Raw genomic sequence first — 15,757 nt, 5'->3', positions numbered from 1 at the left:
TGAGTTTTGCGATGAATAAAAACAAGCGGTAAACCCAATGAGGTGATGTTGCTTAAGGTCGGATTGTCGACCCATGCGGCAAGCATGGCCGAGCTGAAGCGCTAACGAGCCCGTGCCAAAGGTACACTTTATATAGCGCTGTTTTATCGGCGACCTTGCACACTTCTTTAGCCTATCGTGTCGGGCTTATGGTAATCGCCCATGCAGCCCCTGGCCACCCATCCACCCTGGACGCAAACCCAGTAACCCACCTGCCCTGCTCCGTAGTAGCGTCTCGGCCTCTACGAACTTCCAGGTCCGTCACTTTGAAACCCATGGACCTGGGCGATTCAGACCAGGAGGTCAAATGCAGCGTGTTCAGGTGATTGATCAAGCAGCTTTGGATTCGGCACTGATAGCGTTTGCCCGCTACAAAACCGGAGAAACAAAACTCTTCGATCTAGAGCGTGCAATGAGCTTTGAAGTAGGTGAAGCCCTGTCGAGGAGCGAGTTGGTCCGATTCACGATTACCAAAATGGTGTCGGGTCGATATCGCATCCGTGATGAAGGAGAGAACGCCATCACCGATGCCGGGCGGGCTCGCCTCGAGGTGATTCGAGGCTAGCGCCGCCCTCAATAGAGCGTTCAGCCAGCTTCACCTCAAGCGCTGGGCAGGTATGCACCTCCCGCTTAGCATCGAGGTGAAGCCCCACGCCCAGTTCACAACGAATAAACAGGTCCTGCTTCAGGTGGCCAGAAGATACGCGGCGACACCCTTGATCAAGCGCCAGGGCTTCCAGAGTGAAAGGTGCTCGAACAACCTGCTGGAGTTGCCCGCCAAACCTGCAATCCAGAGATAGACGAACCACTTTCGTAGCAACCTGAGGGCTTTCTTTGTTTTCACTCGCAACAGTCAACACGCCTTGATCAATGCCCCTGCCAGCAAAAATGAGAAGCACGTGAACACGCACACGCTGTGGCAGACAAATCAGTTCCAAAAAAAGCGGGATTAGACCGCCTGTGACCGGCATTCTACAAGGGTCGCCGTTTAAGTTTTTAACGCATTTCAACGAAAACCTTCAGGGTCAGCTAGAGTTTTTCATGAGTTCAAACACCGTGAGATGACGATCATGCTAAAACAAGAAGCGGATGACGTGATTGAGCGTATCAGGGACGATTTAAAAAGGCATGGGGTACTGATCGGCTACGATCCCGAGTTCACCACGCCTGAATTCGGCTGCGACCTGGATCACCACGTTGCTCAGATCAGAGAAGATCCGGAAAGCCATGTCGTGCGCATCGTGATCCATGACGAAGGCTTGTGGGCGCAGCTCAGACAGGGGTCCGTGTATCGCTGCGTCGTCAGTGAATGTAAAGGGAAGCTATTCGGCATGCCAATTACCATCGAACCTCGAACCGATGCGTCCTACACCATCCAGTACAAGCTCTGAAGCTTCTGCAGGGTTGTCTGGCGGCAGGACTGCCCTGCAGGTCGAAAGCCGAACAATTCAGTGAAGCCCACTCGGCCTCCCAGGCCGTAAAGTGCTGGTTTCCGCTCATGCCCGTGTGCATCTTTCTCTCTTTGTCCATCGCGCGCGCCTGCGAGAGAAGGGTTGATTCGTGCGGTTCGAAATCTGCACCCTCAATGGCGCCCGCCCCCTAAGACGCTGGGGATCAGATACCGCCCCCCGTATAACTGCCGCCATACCTATGCGACAATAGGCTCAATGTCTGGTCTCAACCCCGCATTTATCGCCCAACAGCTCGGGCATGGCGTGCAGATGCTCTTATCGACTCATGCGCGCTGGATTGACACGTCCAACGACTGGCAGGAGCTGGAACCGCTCCAGATTGGTCCGAAATGGGCTCGCAGCTGCGACGAAGCCACGTAAGTTATTGATAGGTAAGCTCCTTTGATCTCCACCGCTAACATCACCATGCAGTTCGGCTCCAAGCCGCTGTTTGAAAACGTTTCCGTCAAATTCAACAACGGCAACCGCTACGGCCTGATCGGCGCCAACGGTTGCGGCAAGTCGACCTTCATGAAAATCCTCGGCGGCGACCTCGAGCCGTCCGGTGGCCAGGTCATGCTCGAGCCGAACACCCGCCTCGGCAAGCTGCGCCAGGACCAGTTCGCCTACGAGCAATTCACCGTGATCGACACCGTGATCATGGGCCACGGCCAGCTGTGGAAGGTCAAGGCCGAGCGCGATCGCATCTACTCGCTGCCGGAAATGACCGAGGAAGACGGCATGGCCGTCGCCGAGCTGGAAACCGAATTCGCCGAGATGGACGGCTACACCGCCGAATCCCGCGCCGGTGAACTGCTGCTGGGCCTGGGTATTCCACTGGAACAGCACTTCGGCCCGATGAGCGAAGTGGCTCCGGGCTGGAAGCTGCGTGTGCTGCTGGCCCAGGCGCTGTTCTCGGACCCGGACGTGCTGCTGCTCGACGAACCGACCAACCACTTGGACATCAACACCATCCGCTGGCTGGAAACGATCCTCACGGCGCGTAACAGCACCATGATCATCATTTCCCACGACCGGCACTTCCTGAACAGCGTCTGCACCCACATGGCCGACCTGGACTACGGTGAACTGCGCCTGTTCCCAGGCAACTACGACGAGTACATGACCGCAGCGACCCAGTCGCGCGAGCAACTGCTGTCGGACAACGCCAAGAAGAAAGCGCAGATCGCCGAGCTGCAGACCTTCGTCAGCCGCTTCTCGGCCAACGCCTCCAAGGCCAAGCAGGCCACCTCGCGGGCCAAGCAGATCGACAAGATCCAGCTGGCCGAGGTCAAGCCGTCGAGCCGGGTCAGCCCGTTCATTCGCTTCGAGCAGACCAAGAAGCTGCACCGCCAGGCCGTCGTGGTCGAGAAGATGGCCAAGGCCTTCGACGACAAAGTGCTGTTCAAGAACTTCGACATCACCGTCGAAGCCGGCGAACGCGTTGCGATCATCGGCCCCAACGGTATCGGCAAAACCACCCTGCTGCGCACCCTGGTAGGCGAGATGACGCCGGACGCAGGCTCGGTGAAGTGGACCGACAGCGCCGAAGTGGGCTACTACGCCCAAGACCACGCCCACGACTTCGAAGACGACCTGAGCCTGTTCGACTGGATGGGCCAGTGGACCTCCGGTGAGCAGGTGATCCGCGGCACCCTCGGGCGCATGCTGTTCTCCAACGACGAGATCCTCAAGTCGGTGAAGGTGATTTCCGGTGGTGAGCAAGGCCGCATGCTGTTCGGCAAGCTGATCCTGCAAAAGCCCAACGTACTGGTGATGGACGAACCGACCAACCACCTGGACATGGAGTCGATTGAGGCGCTGAACCTGGCGCTGGAAAACTACCCAGGCACGCTGCTGTTCGTCAGCCACGACCGTGAGTTCGTGTCGTCGCTGGCCACCCGCATCATCGAGCTGTCGCCGGACGGTGTTGTCGACTTCAGCGGAACCTATGACGACTACCTGCGTAGCCAGGGCGTCGTGGTCTGAGGTAGCTGAGATGGCCTGGCCCTTTTGAGCTGGCCAGGCCGGTCTCTTCGCGGGTGAACCCGCTCCCACGATGTGGAAGCGGGTTTCCCAGCGCTCGATACACTCAACGAATAATTCGTTAGCCTGCTTTCATTTCCTTCGCGCAGCGGCCATGATGAAACAACGCCCCACCGCCTGCCCGCGAACGAGCCCATGACCGCGCAACAACCCGCCCCCGCCAGCAACACCTTCAACATCACCCTGCAGATCCTGTCGATCGTCTTCTATACGTTCATTGCCTTCCTCTGCATCGGCCTGCCGATCGCGGTGCTGCCCAGCTATGTGCACGACCAGCTCGGCTTTGGCGCGGTGATCGCGGGGGTGACGATTGGCCTGCAATACCTGGCCACCCTGCTCAGCCGCCCGTTCGCCGGGCGGGTGGCGGATACCCTTGGCGGCAAGCAGGCAATCCGCTTCGGCTTGCTGGGCATCGCCAGTTGCGGGGTGCTGACCCTGCTATCGGCATGGACGCTGACGATGCCGCTGCTGAGCCTGGCGCTGTTGCTGGGCGGTCGCTTGCTGTTGGGCATCGCCCAGGGGCTGATCGGTGTGGCCACCTTGAGCTGGGGCATCAGCCAGGTCGGCCCGGAGCACACTGCCCGGGTGATCTCGTGGAACGGTATCGCATCATATGGCGCCATTGCCATTGGCGCGCCGGTGGGTGTGCTGGCCGTGGATGGCCTGGACTTCAGCGTGCTGGGGCCGACCTTGCTGGTGCTGGCGCTATTTGCCCTGCTGGTGCTGCGCAAACGGCCAGACGTGGTGGTGGTGCGTGGCGAGCGGCTGGCGTTCTGGTCGGCATTCAGCCGGGTTGCGCCCTGCGGCCTGGGCCTCACCCTGGCGTCGATCGGCTACGGCACACTGACCACGTTCGTCACCCTTTATTACCTGGAGCGCGGTTGGGCCGGTGCGGCTTGGTGCCTGAGTGCCTTTGGGGTGTGCTTCATCATTTCGCGGCTGATGTTCGTCAACGCGGTCAACCGGTTTGGCGGCTACAACGTGGCGGTGGTGTGCATGGCCACCGAGGTGGTCGGCTTGGGCCTGCTGTGGCTGGCGCCCTCGCCGCCTTGGGCACTGGCAGGCGCCGGGCTCACGGGCTTCGGCCTGTCGCTGGTGTACCCGGCGCTGGGCGTCGAGGCCATCAAGCAGGTGCCCAGCAGCAGCCGCGGCGCAGGGCTGGGTGCCTATGCGGTGTTTTTCGACATGGCCTTGGCCATCGCTGGCCCGGTGATGGGCGCGGTGGCCGTGCACCTGGGCTATGCCTCGATCTTCTGCGTCGCAGCCCTGCTCGCCCTGCTGGGCGTTGGCTTAACGCTGCTGTTGGCGCGGCGCAGCCGACGCGGCTGAGCGCTGGTCCAGCGCTGGCGCGCCCAAGGTCTGGCTGAAGAAGGCTGCGGTGTCGCGTTGCAGCGAGTGGTGAATATGCCGGCGGTCGACGCCGTCCGCGTCCTTGCACAGTGCCGGCATGCGCGCGCGCTGTTCATCGTCACAGCGCGCCATGAACACAAAATGCCCGGCGCCGGCCAGCAGGCGGTAATCCGGTGTGATGGGCAGCTTGCGGGCCAAGGCTTCGGCGTTGCGGTCCACAGCCACCAACTGGTCACTGTCACCGCTGTAGATCAATGCCGGAATATGCACCCCGGCCAGCGCATGACGGCCGAACAGCAGGCTCAGAGGCGCCATCAGCATCACCGCCCCCACCCGTGAGTCGGCCTCGGGCGCCAGCTCGCTGCGGTCGGCAATCAGCACGCCATGGGTCTTGCAGGCGTCGGCATCGCCGGGGCGCTCCAGGCAGTACTGGCGCAAACGGTCCAGGTCGGGTTGCGCCCCCGACACGATCAGCGCCGTTTCGCCCCCCGCCGAATAACCGATCACACCGACCTTGCCATCGTTCAGGTAGGGCCCCAGCAGCGCATCGTCACGGGCCGCCGTGATCGCGGCGCTGACCTGCAGCGGCCGGCCATACAGGTTGCTGAGGGTACCCAGCCGGCTGTGATCGCGCGCGTTGTCACCCGGGTGCACGACCGCCACCACCACGAACCCCTGGCGCGCCAGAGCGGTGGCCAGGTAATGCAAGGCCAGCGGGCTGCCGGTATTGCCGTGGGAGAGCACCAGCAAAGGGAACTGCCCCAGCGCTACCGGGGCTTCTTCGGCGACATCGACCGGGTAGCCGTCGATACGGCTGCTGCGGGTGGCGCCAATGGCAGGGTAAAACGCCAGCGCCTGCATGGGCTGGTCATCGACGGGGTCGGTCAGGGTCATGTGGTGCAGGCCGGCGACCCACGGCGCGGCTTCGGCCTGGGCCAACAGGCCGCCGAGCAGGACCAGCGCCAGCAAGCAGCGAGGGATGTTCATCGGCCGGCTGTTCCGTGCAGGGCGAAGGGATAGCGCCAGCATAAGGCTGCTGCCGGCAATGACAGATGAAAACTGGATGAAAAACGCGCCATGCAGCCAGCGCCAGCGCCCTATGCAATTGCGCTTTTCCACGAACCCGTGGCATAGATGCAGGTCAACGTCTTTAGCTGACCCTTTCGCGGCATTCAAGGAGCACCCCATGAGCAAGCCCCCTTACGCCCCACCCAAGGTCTGGCGCAATGACGCGGCCTCCGGTGGCCAATTCGCCAGCATCAACCGCCCGGTTGCAGGGCCAACCCACGACAAGGCGCTGCCAGTGGGCAAGCACCCTTTGCAGCTGTACTCCCTGGCCACGCCCAATGGCGTGAAGGTCAACATAGCCCTTGAAGAGCTGCTCGCCCTGGGCCACAGCGGCGCCGAATATGACGCTTGGCTGATCCGCATCGGCGAGGGCGACCAGTTCTCCAGCGGCTTCGTCGAGGTAAACCCCAACTCGAAGATCCCCGCCCTGCTCGACCGCAGCGTCGAGCCACCGGTGCGGATGTTCGAGTCGGGGGCGATCCTGCTGTACCTCGCAGAAAAGTTCGGAGAACTGTTGCCCAAGACCCCAGCTGCACGTACCGAAAGCCTGAACTGGCTGTTCTGGCAGATGGGCGCTGCGCCGTACCTGGGTGGCGGCTTTGGCCACTTCTATGTCTACGCACCGGAAAAGTTCGAGTACGCCATCAACCGCTTCACCATGGAAGCGAAGCGCCAACTGGACGTACTCGACCGCCGCCTGGCCGAAAGCCGCTACCTGGGCGGTGATGAGTACAGCATCGCCGATATCGCCGTGTGGCCGTGGTACGGCGAACTGGTGCGCGGCAATCTTTACGGCGCGGCGGAGTTTCTAGCGGTGCACGAGTACACCCATGTGCAACGCTGGGCCGAAGCGATCGCCCAACGCCCCGCAGTGCAACGCGGGACACGGGTCAATCGCACCTGGGGTGACGAGGCCAGCCAGGTGCCTGAGCGGCACTCGGCGGCAGACCTGGATTGACTGCCCGGGGCCGCCGTGCGGCCCCGACAATGCCTGCCTGCATAAAACCATTTGCCCCTGCGCAAACCTGCGTACACCAATGCCTTCTTGTACACTCCTCGCACTAGCCCCCACCTGCAAAAATTTTTGGTGAAAGCATGATCGAGGTAACCGAGGTTTCCATTGCCGAGCTGCGCGACGCGCTCGAGTCGGGCCGCACCACAGCGGTCGAGCTGGTCAAGGCCTACCAGGCGCGTATCGACGCCTACGATGGCGCCAATACGCCGACCGCGCTCAACGCTGTGGTGGTACGCAACCCAGACGCACTCAAGGAGGCCGAAGCCTCCGATGCCCGCCGCGCCAAAGGCCAGCCGCTGAGCCCGCTGGACGGCATCCCCTACACCGCCAAGGACAGCTACCTGGTCAAAGGCCTCACCGCCGCCTCCGGCAGCCCCGCCTTCAAGGACCTGGTAGCCCAGCGCGACGCCTTCACCATCGAGCGCCTGCGGGCCGCCGGTGCCGTGTGCCTGGGCAAGACCAACATGCCGCCCATGGCCAACGGGGGCATGCAGCGGGGTGTGTATGGTCGGGCCGAGAGCCCCTACAACTCCAACTACCTGACCGCCCCCTTCGCCTCGGGCTCGTCCAACGGTGCCGGTACTGCCACCGCCGCCAGCTTCAGCGCCTTCGGCCTGGCCGAAGAAACCTGGTCGAGCGGCCGCGGCCCTGCGTCCAACAACGGCCTGTGCGCCTATACCCCTTCGCGCGGGGTGATTTCGGTACGTGGCAACTGGCCGCTGACGCCGACCATGGACGTGGTGGTGCCGTATGCCCGTACCATGGCCGACCTGCTGGAAATCCTCGAGGTCGTGGTGGCCGATGACGCCGACAAGCGCGGCGACCTGTGGCGCCTGCAGCCGTGGGTTGCGATCCCGGCCGCCTCCTCCGTGCGCCCGGCCTCGTACCTGGACCTGGCAGTGGATGCCAGCGCACTCAAGGGCAAGCGCTTCGGCGTGCCGCGCATGTACATCAATGCCGACCCCGAGGCCGGCACCTCCGAGAAGCCAGGTATCGGCGGCCCGACCGGCCAGCGCATCAACACCCGCGACAGCGTCATCGAGCTGTGGCAACAGGCCCGCCAATCCTTGGAAGCGGCAGGCGCCGAAGTGCTCGAAGTGGACTTCCCGCTGGTCTCCAACTGCGAAGGCGATCGCCCTGGCGCCCCAACCGTGTACAACCGCGGCATCGTCAGCAAAGCGTTCCTGCATGACGAATTATGGGAACTGTCGGGCTGGGCCTTCGATGACTTCCTGCGCGCCAACGACGACCCCAAGCTCAACCGCCTGGCCGATGTCGAAGGGCTGAAGATCTTCCCCCACGACCCAGGCACCCTGCCCAACCGTGAGGACGACCTGGCCGCCGGCATGGACGAATACGTCAACATGGCCAAGCGCGGCCTGAAGACCTGGGACCAGATCGAGACCTTGCCCGATGGCCTGCGCGGGCTGGAAAAAACCCGCAAGCTGGACCTGGAAGACTGGATGGACGAGCTGGGCCTGGACGCGGTGCTGTTCCCGACCGTGGCCGACGTGGGGCCGGCAGATGCCGACGTCAACCCGGCTTCGGCGGACATTGCCTGGAGCAACGGCATCTGGGTGGCCAACGGCAACCTTGCTATCCGCCATCTGGGTGTACCGACAGTGACCGTGCCGATGGGCGTGATGGCCGATATCGGCATGCCAGTGGGGCTGACCTTCGCTGGCCGTGCCTATAGCGACAACAACCTGCTGAGCTTTGGCGCGGCGTTCGAGGCAACCGGCTCGCGCCGTATGATCCCGCCGCGTACGCCAGCACTGGGCGCGTAAATTCGCACCTGCATCGCCAATTTCAACTTTGTGTGTAAAAATGCACAAACCGTTGAAATTGGTGATGCTTTCATGCCGCTTTCCCCGCCCGAAGAACGCCAGCTAACCCTCACCATCCTCAAGGCTGCCATCCAGGCCCTGGGCAGTGTTGCCGCCCGCAACATGGAAATCCTCCTGCACGACCTCGACCACCCGGAGCGCTCCGTCGTGGCGATCGTCAACGGCCACCTTTCCGGCCGCGTCGTCGGCAGCCCGATTCTCGCCGCCCCCGAACAGGATCAAGGCTTCAAGGCACTGATGCAAGCCAGCGCCGAACGGCACGGCTGCGACCCTGTGGTGCTGCCCGACTACCCCACCACGCTCAAGGGCCGCACCCTGCGAAGCGCCACGGCCATCTTCCGCGACAGCAGCGGCCACCCCTTTGCCAGCCTGTGCATCAACACCGACGTCACTGGCCTCGACACCGCCCTGAGCTTCTTGCAGCAGTTGCAGCCAGTGGGCGCTTCGCCTGCATCGACCCCCCCCCAGGAACCTGCAGACATGGAACTGTTGATGAGCGAGATCATCCAGAACTCGCTGTTGCGCAGTGGCCAGGGCCGGATGAACAAGCAAGCCAAGGTCGAGGCCGTGCGGGTGATGCAGGAGCGCGGCCTGTTCATCGTCAAGGGCGGCGTGGAAAAGGCCGCCAACGCCCTCGGCGTGACCCGTTACACCGTTTACAACTACCTGGAGCAACTGCGCGGCGAGAGCCCTTCGGTTGCCCGTGAAGACTGACCTGTGGAGCACGCCATGACCTTGCATATCCAGACCCCCCTGATCGAATCCCGCCCCCTGTCGCTGGCCGCTGGCCGTACGGTCTGGCTCAAGCTGGACGCCCTGCAGCCTTGCGGCTCGTTCAAGCTGCGCGGCGTGGGCCATGCCTGCGAAGTTCACCATGCCCGGGGCGCACGCCATTTCGTCTCGTCGTCCGGCGGTAACGCCGGGCTGGCGGTGGCCTATGCCGGCCGCAAACTGGGGGTGCCGGTGACGGTGGTGGTGCCCGAGACCACCACCGAGCGCGCCAAGGAACTGCTGCGCCTGGAAGACGCCAATGTGGTGGTGCACGGCAGCTCCTGGCAGGAGGCCAACGAGCTGGCGCAGACCTTGCTCGGCACCGGCGATGCCTTTATTCACCCCTTCGACGACCCCCTGCTGTGGGCCGGGCATGCCAGCCTGATCGACGAAGTGGCCGCCAGCAGGGTCAAGCCCGATGCGGTGGTGTTATCGGTCGGTGGCGGCGGCTTGCTCAGTGGCGTGGTCGAGGGCCTCAAGCGCAACGGCTGGGATGATGTGCCGGTGCTAGCGGTGGAAACCACGGGCGCTGCCTCGCTGCATGCAGCTGTACAGGCAGGCCACCCGGTTGAACTCGAGCGCCTCGCATCGGTGGCGACGTCCCTGGGCGCCAAGCGCGTAGCCGACCAGGCATTGGAATGCGTGCGTAGCCACCCGGTGCACAGCCACCTGGTGAGCGACCGTGCGGCACTTGAAGCCTGTGAACGCTTCTTGCTCGACCACCGGGTACTGGTAGAGCCCGCTTGTGGCGCTGCGCTGGCACTGGCTTATGAGGCCGATACCCTGGCCCGCTACAGCAACGTACTGGTGGTGGTCTGTGGCGGTGCGACCGCAACGCTGGAGCAGATCCACACCTGGTTACAACAGGCCGATTAAGCCCTGCCTGTCCCCCCTGGCCGTGACCGTTTTGTACGGGCAATGATTACGACGGTCACATGAGCCTGATCTACTGAGCCTGCCGCAACCGGAAAAAACCCTGCGCAACGTCTGCAACAGTGACGAAATGCATGCCTTACCCTTTCGGTCTGCGGCAAGTGAAGGCACAATGCGTGTCCTTTTTTTGGCCGGCCTTGCCGGGGGCCTTTAAATGATCAAGACGCCGTACTACCTCATCGATAAAACCAAGCTGCTGAGCAACATGGAGAAGATCGCCTACGTGCGTGAACACTCCGGTGCCAAGGCGCTGCTCGCCCTCAAATGTTTTGCCACCTGGTCGGTGTTCGACCTGATGCAGCAATACATGGACGGCACCACCTCTTCGTCGCTTTTCGAACTCAAGCTCGGCCGCCAGAAGTTTGCCGGCGAGACCCACGCCTACAGCGTGGCCTGGGCCGACGACGAGGTCGAGGAAATGCTCGAAAACTGCGACAAGATCATCTTCAACTCGATCGGCCAGCTGCAGCGCTTTGCCGAACAGTCCGAAGGCAAGGTCCGTGGCCTGCGCGTCAACCCGCAAGTCAGCAGCTCCGACTACCTGCTGGCCGACCCGGCCCGCCCGTTCAGCCGCCTCGGGGAGTGGGACCCGGAGAAGATCGAGAAGGTCATCGAGCAAATCTCCGGCTTCATGTTCCACAACAACTGTGAGAACGGTGACTTCGGCCTGTTCGACAAGATGCTCAGCCACATCGAAGAGCGCTTCGGCCACCTGTTGCACAAGGTGCAGTGGGTCAGCCTCGGTGGCGGCATCCACTTCACCGGTGAAGACTATGCGGTCGATGCGTTCTGCGCGCGTCTCAAGGCCTTCTCGGAAAAATACGGCGTGCAGGTTTACCTGGAGCCGGGCGAAGCCGCCATCACCAACAGCGCCTCGCTGGAAGTGACCGTGCTCGACACCCTGTACAACGGCAAGCACCTGGCCGTGGTCGACAGCTCGATCGAAGCGCACCTGCTCGACCTGCTGATCTACCGCCTCAACGCCAAGATGGCCCCCAACGATGGCGAGCACACCTACATGGTCTGCGGTAAATCGTGCCTGGCCGGTGACATCTTCGGCGAGTACCAATTCGATCGTCCATTGGCCATCGGCGATCGCCTGTCGTTCATCGACACGGCGGGTTACACCATGGTCAAGAAAAACTGGTTCAACGGTCTGAAAATGCCCTCCATCGCGGTCAAGCAGCTCGACGGCAGCGTCGAAGTGGTGCGCGAGTTCGGTTTTGAAGACTACGTTTCCAGCCTGTCGTAAGACCGGCATTCAGTAAGGAGCAAGGGATAAATTGAAGAAGAACGTTCTTATCATTGGTGCAGGAGGTGTCGCCAAGGTGGTGGCCCACAAGTGCGCGCAGCATAACGACGAACTCGGTCGTATTGCTATTGCGTCACGGAACATCTCCAAATGCCAGGCCATCATCGACAGCGTCAAGGCCAAGGGTAGCCTCAAGGTACCCGCCGACATCCAGGCCTTCTCGCTCAACGCCCTCGATGTCGAGGCGACCAAGGCACTGATCCGCGAGACCGAATCGCAGATCGTGATCAACGTGGGCTCTGCCTTCCTCAACATGTCGGTGCTGCGTGCCTGCATCGATACCGGTGTCGCCTACCTGGACACCGCGATTCACGAAGAACCAGGCAAGATCTGCGAAACACCGCCCTGGTACGGCAACTACGAGTGGAAACACCTCGAAGAGTGCCAAGAAAAGAACATTACCGCCATTCTCGGCGTCGGTTTCGACCCGGGTGTGGTGAACAGCTACGCAAAACTTGCGCAGCAGCAATACTTCGACCGCATTGATTCGATCGACATCCTCGACGTCAATGCTGGTTCGCATGGCAAATACTTCGCCACCAACTTCGACCCGGAAATCAACTTCCGCGAGTTCACCGGGCAAGTGTGGAGCTGGCAGAACAGCCAGTGGACCAGCAACACCATGTTCGAGGTCAAGCGTACCGACGACCTGCCGGTCGTAGGTTCGCAAAACCTGTACCTGACCGGCCACGATGAAGTGCATTCGATTTCGAAGAACCTCAACGTGCCGAACGTGCGCTTCTGGATGAGCTTCGGCGAGCACTACATCAATGTGTTCACCGTGCTGAAAAACCTTGGCCTGCTCTCCGAGCAACCGGTCAAGACTGCCGAAGGCCTGGAAGTGGTCCCGCTGAAAGTGGTCAAGGCCGTGCTGCCTGACCCGGCCTCCCTGGCCCCGGGCTACACCGGCAAGACCTGCATCGGTGACCTGGTCAAGGGCACCAAGGACGGCCAGCCACGCGAAGTGTTCATCTACAACGTGGCGGATCACGAAGAAGCCTACGCCGAGACCGACAGCCAGGGTATTTCCTACACCGCCGGTGTACCGCCAGTGGCTGCCGCCCTGCTGGTCGCCCGTGGCGAATGGGATGCCAAGCGCATGGTCAACGTCGAAGAACTGCCAGCCGAGCCGTTCCTCAAGGCGCTGGACGTGATGGGCCTGCCGACCCGCGTCAAAGATGAGAAAGGCGATCGTCCGTGGGACGCTGAAGCCTAAGCAACACCAGGAAGGGCGCCAACAGGCGCCCTTCTTTTTATCCTGCATTCGCCACTGCCCATGGCTCGACCCCTGCCGTTTGCTCGCGTAGGCTTGCCGTTTTCCTTCCGTCGCAAGGCAAACGTTCCCATGGCAAATACAGACATCACCTACACCCCCGACCCGGATGCCGATTCCATTTCGTCCGACGTCGCCGAGTACAACGGCGTATTGGTCACCACCCAGATCCCAACCCACGCCGATGGCAGCCTTGAGCTGGGCGATATCGTTGCGCAAAGCGAATGTACCCTGCAGGCGCTGAAAGTGGCCCTGGAGAAAGCCGGCAGCGGCATGGACCGCGTGCTGCACCTGACCATCTACCTCACCGACATGGCCGACCGCGCTGCGTTCAACGAGGTGTACCAGCGCTTCTTCAGCAACCCGTGGCCGGTACGCGCTGCCGTTGGCGTGGCATCGCTGGCGTTCGACGGCATGCGCGTGGAAGTGACCGCGATGGCGGCCAAGCGCTGATCCCTTTGTGAACGGCCTAGCCGGGGCGCCGGCCAGGCCGCTCACACACAGGTTGCGCAAGCAGGGTATGCAGCGCAGGGATGCCACCAACCCGTTTCACCGCTACAATGCCCGCCTAAACCGTGACCGCCCGAAAATATAACGACATGTCCCTTCCAAAGAATCACCTGGAACTGCTCAGCCCTGCCCGTGACGTGGCCATCGCTCGCGAAGCGATCCTGCACGGCGCTGACGCCATCTATATCGGCGGCCCGAGCTTCGGCGCGCGCCATAACGCCTGCAACGAAGTCAGCGAAATTGCCGAACTCGTCGAGTTTGCCCGTCGCTACCATGCACGCGTGTTCACCACCATCAACACCATCCTCCACGACAACGAGCTGGAGCCCGCGCGCAAGCTGATCCATCAGCTTTACGACGCCGGCGTCGATGCCCTGATCGTGCAGGACCTGGGGGTGATGGAGCTGGATATCCCGCCGATCGAGCTGCACGCCAGCACCCAGACCGACATCCGCACCCTGGAACGGGCCAAGTTCCTCGACCAGGCGGGTTTCTCGCAGCTGGTACTGGCCCGCGAGCTGAACCTGCAGCAGATTCGCGCCATTGCCGCCGAAACCGATGCAGCCATCGAATTCTTCATCCATGGCGCGCTGTGCGTGGCCTTCTCCGGCCAGTGCAACATCTCCCACGCCCAGACAGGCCGCAGCGCCAACCGTGGCGACTGTTCGCAAGCCTGCCGCCTGCCCTACACCCTCAAGGATGACCAGGGCCGCGTGGTTGCCTTCGAAAAACACCTGCTATCGATGAAGGACAACAACCAGACCGCCAACCTGCGCGACCTGGTCGACGCCGGCGTGCGCTCGTTCAAGATCGAAGGCCGCTACAAGGACATGGGCTATGTGAAGAACATCACTGCCCACTACCGCAAAGAGCTGGACGCCATCCTCGAAGACCGCCCGGGCCTGGCCCGTGCCTCTAGCGGCCGCACCGAACACTTCTTCGTCCCAGACCCGGACAAGACCTTCCACCGCGGCAGCACCGACTACTTCGTCAGCGACCGCAAGATCGACATCGGCGCCTTCGACTCGCCGACCTTCACCGGCTTGCCGGTGGGTGTGGTGGAAAAGGTCAACAAGCGCGACATGCTGGTCATCACCGATGTGCCGCTGACCAACGGCGACGGCCTCAACGTGCTGGTCAAGCGTGAGGTGGTGGGTTTTCGCGCCAACATCGCCGAACCCCGCGGCGAATTCGAGGAAGACGGCCAGAAGCGCTACCGCTACCGCGTCGAACCCAACGAGATGCCCGACGGCCTGTACAAGCTGCGGCCGAACCACCCGCTGTCGCGCAACCTCGACCACAACTGGCAGCAAGCCTTGCAGCGCACCTCGGCCGAGCGCCGGGTGGGCGTCGAGTGGCACGCAGTACTGCGTGAGCAGCGCCTGATGCTGACCGTCAGCAGTGAAGAAGGCGTCAGCGTGCAAGTCGCCCTGGACGGCCCGTTCGGCGCGGCCAACAAGCCGCAACAGGCACTGGAGCAGTTGCACGACCTGCTGGGCCAATTGGGCACAACCCAGTACCACGCCAACGCCATCGAGCTGGATGCACCGCAGGCGTACTTCATCCCCAACTCGCAGCTCAAGGCCCTGCGCCGTGAGGCCATCGAGGCGCTGACCGCTGCCCGGGTCAAGGCGCACCCGCGTGGCGGGCGCAAGGCCGAGACCACACCACCACCGGTGTACCCGGAGTCGCACCTGTCGTTCCTGGCCAACGTGTACAACCAGAAGGCCCGCGACTTCTACCACCGTCACGGCGTGCAACTGATCGACGCGGCCTACGAGGCCCATGAAGAACACGGCGAAGTGCCGGTGATGATCACCAAGCACTGCCTGCGCTTCTCGTTCAACCTGTGCCCCAAGCAGGCCAAGGGCGTGACCGGCGTGCGCACCAAGGTCGCGCCGATGCAGCTGATTCAGGGTGACGAAGTACTGACCCTGAAGTTCGACTGCAAGCCGTGCGAGATGCACGTGGTCGGCAAGATGAAGAGCCACATCATCGACCTGCCGACCCCCGGCAGCGCGGTGGCCCAGGTAGTGGGGCATATCAGCCCGGAAGACCTGCTCAAGACCATCCACCGCGCCCCGCACTGATCGATCGGGGTATCAGGAAACTGTGGGGGCGGGTTTACCCCCCCACAAGGTC

General features: G+C 62.4%; 13 protein-coding genes and 1 pseudogene. 13 read left to right on the top strand and 1 reads right to left on the bottom strand.

The window, feature by feature from the left end:
* The first annotated feature begins 346 nt into the window (after positions 1-346).
* The 5 genes and pseudogenes from CKW22_RS16190 to CKW22_RS16165 all read left to right on the top strand — a co-directional run bounded on the left by CKW22_RS16190 (position 347) and on the right by CKW22_RS16165 (position 4,865).
* Positions 347-604: a hypothetical protein gene (locus CKW22_RS16190; protein ID WP_033698126.1), complete on the top strand. Its 258-nt coding sequence runs from the start codon at positions 347-349 to the stop codon at positions 602-604.
* 505 nt (positions 605-1,109) lie between these two features.
* Positions 1,110-1,430, top strand: a complete 321-nt coding sequence (locus CKW22_RS16180; RefSeq protein ID WP_033700074.1) for a hypothetical protein — start codon at positions 1,110-1,112, stop codon at positions 1,428-1,430.
* Between the two features lie 183 nt (positions 1,431-1,613).
* A pseudogene (locus CKW22_RS27885) lies at positions 1,614-1,871 on the top strand (site-specific integrase); the annotation flags it as partial.
* A 21-nt stretch (positions 1,872-1,892) separates the two neighbouring features.
* Positions 1,893-3,479 carry an ABC-F family ATPase gene (locus CKW22_RS16170; protein ID WP_047583047.1) on the top strand — a complete coding sequence of 529 codons (1,587 nt, stop codon included), beginning with the start codon at positions 1,893-1,895 and terminating at the stop codon, positions 3,477-3,479.
* 192 nt (positions 3,480-3,671) lie between these two features.
* Complete coding sequence (locus CKW22_RS16165) at positions 3,672-4,865, top strand: MFS transporter (RefSeq protein ID WP_033698237.1); 1,194 nt, start codon at positions 3,672-3,674, stop codon at positions 4,863-4,865.
* Here the strand turns inward: CKW22_RS16165 and CKW22_RS16160 are convergent.
* Positions 4,827-5,873 carry a dienelactone hydrolase gene (locus CKW22_RS16160; RefSeq protein ID WP_095064415.1) on the bottom strand — a complete coding sequence of 349 codons (1,047 nt, stop codon included), beginning with the start codon at positions 5,871-5,873 and terminating at the stop codon, positions 4,827-4,829. The two genes, CKW22_RS16165 and CKW22_RS16160, sit on opposite strands and share 39 nt — an antisense overlap.
* Before the next feature lie 199 nt (positions 5,874-6,072).
* Here CKW22_RS16160 and yghU point away from each other — a divergent pair, with 199 nt between their 5' ends.
* The 8 genes from yghU to CKW22_RS16120 all read left to right on the top strand — a co-directional run bounded on the left by yghU (position 6,073) and on the right by CKW22_RS16120 (position 15,705).
* Complete coding sequence (gene yghU, locus CKW22_RS16155; protein WP_095064414.1) at positions 6,073-6,912, top strand: glutathione-dependent disulfide-bond oxidoreductase; 840 nt, start codon at positions 6,073-6,075, stop codon at positions 6,910-6,912.
* A gap of 137 nt (positions 6,913-7,049) precedes the next feature.
* A complete protein-coding gene (locus CKW22_RS16150; protein WP_095064413.1) occupies positions 7,050-8,756 on the top strand; it encodes an amidase in 1,707 nt (568 codons plus the stop codon).
* A gap of 72 nt (positions 8,757-8,828) precedes the next feature.
* Positions 8,829-9,530, top strand: a complete 702-nt coding sequence (locus CKW22_RS16145; RefSeq protein WP_095064412.1) for a transcriptional regulator — start codon at positions 8,829-8,831, stop codon at positions 9,528-9,530.
* A 15-nt stretch (positions 9,531-9,545) separates the two neighbouring features.
* A complete protein-coding gene (locus CKW22_RS16140; RefSeq protein ID WP_033698246.1) occupies positions 9,546-10,463 on the top strand; it encodes a pyridoxal-phosphate dependent enzyme in 918 nt (305 codons plus the stop codon).
* A gap of 211 nt (positions 10,464-10,674) precedes the next feature.
* The gene (gene nspC, locus CKW22_RS16135) at positions 10,675-11,772 is read left to right on the top strand and encodes a carboxynorspermidine decarboxylase (protein ID WP_033698248.1); all 1,098 of its coding nucleotides are present in this window, start codon (positions 10,675-10,677) and stop codon (positions 11,770-11,772) included.
* Positions 11,773-11,803: 31 nt separating this feature from the next.
* Positions 11,804-13,048: a saccharopine dehydrogenase family protein gene (locus CKW22_RS16130; RefSeq protein ID WP_033698250.1), complete on the top strand. Its 1,245-nt coding sequence runs from the start codon at positions 11,804-11,806 to the stop codon at positions 13,046-13,048.
* Positions 13,049-13,177: 129 nt separating this feature from the next.
* Entirely contained in the window at positions 13,178-13,558 is a 381-nt protein-coding gene (locus CKW22_RS16125) for a RidA family protein (RefSeq protein ID WP_033698252.1), read from the top strand.
* A gap of 146 nt (positions 13,559-13,704) precedes the next feature.
* On the top strand, positions 13,705-15,705 hold the full coding sequence (locus tag CKW22_RS16120) for a U32 family peptidase (protein ID WP_033698254.1): 2,001 nt from the start codon (positions 13,705-13,707) through the stop codon (positions 15,703-15,705).
* The last annotated feature ends 52 nt before the right edge of the window (positions 15,706-15,757 follow it).

Origin of the sequence: Pseudomonas sp. Irchel s3f19 (assembly GCF_900187555.1) — a bacterium.
GTDB classification, from domain to species: Bacteria; Pseudomonadota; Gammaproteobacteria; order Pseudomonadales; family Pseudomonadaceae; genus Aquipseudomonas; species Aquipseudomonas capeferrum.
Note: the sequence above shows the minus strand (reverse complement) of the source record. Positions and strands in the feature narration are given on the sequence as shown.